This window comes from Emticicia sp., assembly GCF_049241225.1.
Classification (GTDB): domain Bacteria; phylum Bacteroidota; class Bacteroidia; order Cytophagales; family Spirosomataceae; genus Emticicia.
In genome coordinates this window covers 1-5,917 of sequence record NZ_JBMLRC010000457.1, presented here as the reverse complement: position 1 = coordinate 5,917, position 5,917 = coordinate 1, and the positions used below count along the sequence as shown (strand labels likewise).

General features: G+C 39.9%; 4 protein-coding genes and 1 pseudogene. All 5 read right to left on the bottom strand.

The window, feature by feature from the left end; genetic code table 11:
* Nucleotides 1-769, bottom strand: a pseudogene (locus ACOVO2_RS23390) (hypothetical protein); the annotation flags it as partial.
* Nucleotides 766-2,502, bottom strand: coding sequence for a cellulase family glycosylhydrolase (locus ACOVO2_RS23385; protein ID WP_421772291.1), 1,737 nt, complete (start codon nt 2,500-2,502; stop codon nt 766-768). The gene ACOVO2_RS23385 and the pseudogene ACOVO2_RS23390, both read right to left, overlap by 4 nt.
* Before the next feature lie 130 nt (nt 2,503-2,632).
* Nucleotides 2,633-4,354: a GMC oxidoreductase gene (locus ACOVO2_RS23380; RefSeq protein WP_421772290.1), complete on the bottom strand. Its 1,722-nt coding sequence runs from the start codon at nt 4,352-4,354 to the stop codon at nt 2,633-2,635.
* Nucleotides 4,355-4,445: 91 nt separating this feature from the next.
* Nucleotides 4,446-4,976, bottom strand: coding sequence for a gluconate 2-dehydrogenase subunit 3 family protein (locus tag ACOVO2_RS23375; RefSeq protein ID WP_421772289.1), 531 nt, complete (start codon nt 4,974-4,976; stop codon nt 4,446-4,448).
* A gap of 101 nt (nt 4,977-5,077) precedes the next feature.
* Nucleotides 5,078-5,917, bottom strand: an 840-nt coding sequence (locus tag ACOVO2_RS23370) for an alpha/beta hydrolase (protein ID WP_421772288.1), incomplete at its 5' end; no start/stop codon positions are given.

Sequence of the window (5,917 nt, the reverse complement as noted above, 5' to 3'; positions counted from 1 at the left end):
GTCCATCTTTATCCAAATCAACGGCAATGCTTTGAACGGGACGGGTAAGTTTTTCAAGCAACATTCCTGTGTTTTTGAAATTGTTTTTCCCATCAAAATCAAAGCTATGTAGTGAGCCTTTGGCCAAATCATTGGGGTTCAAGATTCCAATATTCGTAAAATATCCTACTCGGTTTCCTGCTTTTTGAAGCGTATTTCCAAAATCAATATCAACAATGGTCTCTTTTACTTTTTGAGCAAGAACGGTTGATGCCTTTTTATCAAAAACGCTTAGCATCGAATCGCTGGCGGCGAAGATTTGTTGGTTTGCATCATCAATTTTTATATAGGTAAGCGATGGAAAACTGCTTTGTGGAATAGCAATAGGCTTAACAGAAAAAGCATTGGTAATACCCGAAATTGGTTCACGACCTTGACTGGGTAATTTTTCGGGAGCATTTTCTCCATAAAAAGCCACAATCTTTGCCCATTCTTCGGGCGTGATACTTGCAATGCTCTCAAATTTTCCATCAGCACCTTTCTGAATATCTGGGTACACTTCGCCATTGACAATCTGTAAACCCAGTTGTTGAGCCATTACGGGCAAAACATTATTCTTCCAAGTCGTTTTATCAAGTAAACTTGGTTCTGGAAAAAGGTGGCACGAAGCACAATGAGTTTGAGCCAGCTTTTCGCCTTCCGATTGCTTATTGCAGCTTAATGAGAATAATAAACCAACGAATGAGCAACAAGCAATTATCCGTAAAATATTTATGTTTGGAGTTTTCAATTTTTAACTACTTTTTTTGTCGTGATACCATCTTTCCCGTATAAAACCAAAATATAGCTGCCCGATGGAATTGTCTGCAAAGATACGTTGAGTGGGCTTTCGTTAACGATGGTTTTTCTTAAAATTACACTACCTTTTTGGTCAACTAATTCTAATCTTTTAACTGTATTTAGGTCCGAAATCGTAAGAATATCCTCGATTGGATTAGGGTAAATATTAATATTTGATTCTTTTTCAGTAGTAAGAGGAGTAGAAGTAGAGTTATCAATGATTTCTTCAATTTTTATGGATGAAATATTGATGTTTGCAACCGTTGTTCCCATATCAAAGCTCATTCGGGCTACTAAATCGCTGGGGTCGTTCATCACGAAAGTATAGGCAAATTCTTTTTCTTTTATGCCAAGTGTTAAATTGTTGTATCCAGAATAGCTATTATACGGAGAAGCATTTTTGCCGATATAGTTTGTCACCGAAACATCTTTATCGGCTTTTGCTTTTATGCTAACCAAATATCTTTTTTTGTTTAAAATCGGAATATTGGCTTTGGTCAGTTGCACATGCCAACCATCTTTTGAAGCAGTTTTTACGTCAATATTCAAACCATTATTTCGAGAAAAAGTAGCCGTTGAAGTCGGTTGTACTCCCAGATTCCAGCCATCGTTGGTGCTAAAATCGCTTTGATAAAGTACCTTTGAAGGCAAGACCTTGGCACTCGGCATCGGATTTTTTAGCAAAGCATCTACCAATTTGGTGTTGTATTGTTGGGTAGCAGGAGCATAAATGCCAAAACCCGCACTAAATTCCCAGTATGCCCAGCTGAAACCTTGTTCTTCAAACCAGCGAGCCAAAAAGGTTGTCCATTTTGCTCTACTTTCAATATCAGCTTTGCTGTAAGCCCCAAATTCTCCGACATGGACGGGGATGTTTTTTTGTTTGGCAAATGTATTCAAATAGTCAAATTCTGTAATTATTTGATTTCGTTCCATAGCCAAATCTTCCCAGACTGTGCCAAGCCAATTTTGAGCATCGCCACCAATCCATTCTGCTCCTTGATGCGTAAAATTGAAAGGATTGTAGTAATGAACAGTCAAAATAATATTTTTATCATCAGGAATTTTCAGATTTGGAACTCCGCTAAGTCCACCATAGTTGGCTGTTCCCATCAAAACCGCTCTTGCTGGATTTGTCCTACGAATACTCTTCAAAGCTTCGGCAAAATAGCTATTCCATAGGTCGGGAGTGAGGTTCGTGTTTGGTTCGTTCATGACCTCAAACAATAATTTTTGGTCATAATCCTTAAAAAAAGTAGCAATTTGCTCCCATTGGCTCAGAAATCTGGGTTTTACTTTTTCGGGATTTGCAAAAAGTTCTTCGTGGTGGTGCATATTTATCACCACGTATAATTTGCTTGCGATTGCTTTGTCAATAACAAATTTTATTCTTGCCAGAAAAACTGGGTTTATTGTGTAAGGCTCAGTTTGAGAAGCTCGTGCGGCTACGTCCCAACGAATTGGAATCCTGACGTGATTGAAACCCAATTGGGCGATTCGCTCAAAATAATCATCTTTGAAAGGGTTTCCCCATTCGGTTTCGGTGGGAGCTTCAAACATATTGCCCATGTTGATTCCTCGACCTAATTTTTTATTAAGGTCTTGAATCGAAAGGCTTTGAGCATGAAGGAGTTGTGAGAAGCTTAGAAAAACAATGAGAATAAGTAACTTGTTGACTTTCATGCTTTTATAGGTTGAATATTACTTCAAATTTAAACCTAATCTTGTGGATGTCCAATAAAATAAAAGGAAGTAAAAAAAAGGAAGCCTTCGCTCTGAGCGAAGGCTTCCTTAAAGATAGTGAAAGAATAGATTACAAATTCTTTTTCTTCAACTCTTTCACGGCAAAATCAGCTGCACGAGCTGTGAGGGCCATATATGTAAGCGAAGGGTTTACGCAAGAAGCCGAAACCATGGCCGAGCCATCGGTTACGAAAACGTTTTTCGCTGCCCAAACTTGGTTATTGCCATTAAGCACCGAAGTTTTAGGGTCACGACCCATACGGGCAGTTCCCATTTCGTGAATCGCCATACCTAAAAATGAGCCTGCATTATTGCCTTTTACGTTTTTCACACCAGCCGATTCGAGCATTTCAATCGCATCGTTTTGCATATCGACACGCATTTTTTTCTCGTTTTCTTTCAATTCAGCATCAAAAACTACTAATGGAATTCCCCATTTATCTTTTTCGTTTTTATCAAGATACATGTGGTTCTCGTAGTACGGAAGTGTTTCGCCAAAGCCGCTCAAGCCCATTGTCCACGGGCCTGGTTTTGTGAGTTCTTCTTTAAAATCTGCTCCAAAACCTAATTCGGCTACATTTCGCTGCCAGCCTTGACGACCCGAACCTGCACCTCCTTGGTAGCCGAATCCACGTAAATAATCACGTTTATCATTGCCAATATTGCGGTAACGAGGTACATAAATACCGTTGGCACGACGACCGTACGAATATTTATCCAAATCTCCTTCCCAAATACCAGAAGCTCCAATTTTGAAGTGGTGGTCCATTAAATTATGACCTAATTGACCAGAATCATTACCAAAACCATTCGGGAAACGGTTTGAGGTTGAGTTGAGCATCAAGGCCGTTGAGCCAATTGTACTACCACAAACAAAGATAATTTTTGCATAAAATTCACGTACATCCATCGTTTGGGTATCGACGATGCGAACGCCAGTGGCTTTCTGCGATTTTTCGTCAAATAAAATTTCTTTAACAGCTGAATCTGGGCGAAGCGTTAGGCGACCCGTTTTTGCCGCAGGAGGTAAAGTACAAGATTGTGTACTGAAATATGCACCATAAGGACAACCCAATGAACATTTATTACGGTACTGACATCCGGCACGACCAACGCCGAGTTGTTCTTTACGAGCTTCCGAAAGGTTGGCTACACGTCCGATGGTCATTACACGACCTGGGAAGTTTTTTTCGATGCGTTTACGTACTTCTTTTTCTACGCAATACATTTCCATTGGTGGTAAAAACTCACTATCAGGCAAATGTGGTAAACCGAGTTTTTCGCCCGAAATACCTGCAAATTTTTCAACGTAAGAATACCAAGGTGCGATATCTTTATAGCGAATTGGCCAATCAATGGCAATCCCTTCTTTTAGGTTTGCTTCAAAATCAAGGTCGCTCAAACGATATGATTGACGCCCCCACATGATTGATTTTCCACCAACGATATTTGGTCTGTACCAGTCGAAACGTTTTACTTCTTTGTATAATGAATCCGAATCGTTCATCCAATATTTTTCGGTCATTTCGTTGTACGGATAATCACGAGCTAATTTTGGATGACTTGCTTTTTGTTCTACCGTCAAACGTCCATTATATTGCGTTTCCCACGGAGCTTTCATGGCATTTTCATAGCCTGTTACGTGGTCGAGTTGGCGGCCTTTTTCGAGCATCAATACTCGCATTCCTTTCTCGGTCAATTCTTTTGCTGCCCAACCGCCCGAGATACCCGAGCCAATTACGATGGCATCGTAGGTTTGGTCTTTGATTAAATCTATATTTAAGTTTGCCATTGTTTAGTACTTTTTAAGAGTTGATTATTTACCATGCGTTTACCACGGAGGCACAGAGAACACAGATTTACACTGAGTTTCTTACATGAAATTATAATGCCCAAGTTTTCTGACCTGGTTTGAGTGGAATACACGCTTCAAATTTTCCTGGAATTGGGAGATATTCTAATGCTTGCGTTGCTCCGATTTCTGAAGTGAAATAGCCAGTCACGGTTAAGCTTTTCATAGTCAAGAAGAAAGCTTTGTTATCAACTGTGCTTTGTTTGACCATTTCGTTTTTCTGAGCAACATCAAGTGCTACAAAACCTTTACCGAATTTGGCTTGGCTGTCGGCATCGAGTTTGGCTAAACCAGCATAAAATTTTTCTTGGTCGGCTTTTTCGTAGCAATCACGCATGACTCGTACGATAAACTTTTCAACACCTGCGGCTTTCGCTCCCGGAGTGCCAGTTGTTGGAATGATAATATCGGCAACTTCGGCCAATAAAGCTGTTTGGTCGGCTGTTACGGCAACACTTTCGCCAGTGTTGAGAACCTCTCCCATAGCACCTGCCATTAATGGTGCCGATAAAACTCCCCCCAGTAGGTAAGTTACTCTCTGTATGGCTTCTCTACGATTCATAATATATATTTTAGTTTTGAATGAGTGAGTGATAGAATGAGTGAATTTTAGAGATAATTTGTATAGTTTATTCTATCATTCATTCAATCTATCCTTCAAAATTATCTTTTAAAGCTTTCGCCTACGAATTTCATAACTTCGGGCAATGCCGTACGCCAATACGACCAAGTATGTCCGCCATCACGTACTCTAAATTCGTGTGGGATTTTCTTGTCAATCATCATAGCATGAAGTGCCATATTACCTTTTATCAAGAAATCATCGTCGCCACAATCAATGTAGAATTTTACTTTTTTCAAATCATCAGCATTGGCAGTTTCTACGATTTTTATGGGAGCATTTTTGTAATAATGGTCGGTTAGACGCTCTTTTCCTTTTAAATCTTTTCCATACAAATCACCAAAGACTGAGTTCCATCGTGCATTATCCATCGTGCCAGTTGCAATTTCATCATCAGTCCAAACTGCTGCACTTAGTGGAGCAGCCGCTGCAAACATATCAGGGTGCTTGGTTGCATAAAGAAGCGTTCCGAGTCCGCCCATCGAAAGGCCAGCTACTGCTCTAAACTCTTTTTTTGCACGAATTCTGTAATTTGATTCGATGTAGGGAATAAATTCTTTGATGAAAAAATCTTCAAATTTATATTTTCCATCGAAAGTATTCATATACCAACTTACACCAGCATCAGGCATTACGATAATCATCGGTGGAGCTTCACCGCTGCTAATGGTGCGGTCGGCAATTTCGGGTGTTTGTCCAAATTGAGTCCAGCCAGTTTCGTCGTCGGTATAGCCGTGAAGGAGGTAAAGAACAGGGTATTGACGATTAGTTTTATCGTAGTCGGCAGGAAGATAAATACTGTATTCAACATCTTTTCCGAGAGTGCTGCTTTTGATTTTTAGGCTTTCTTTGATAGTTCCTTGCTGGGCATAAGTAGCGAA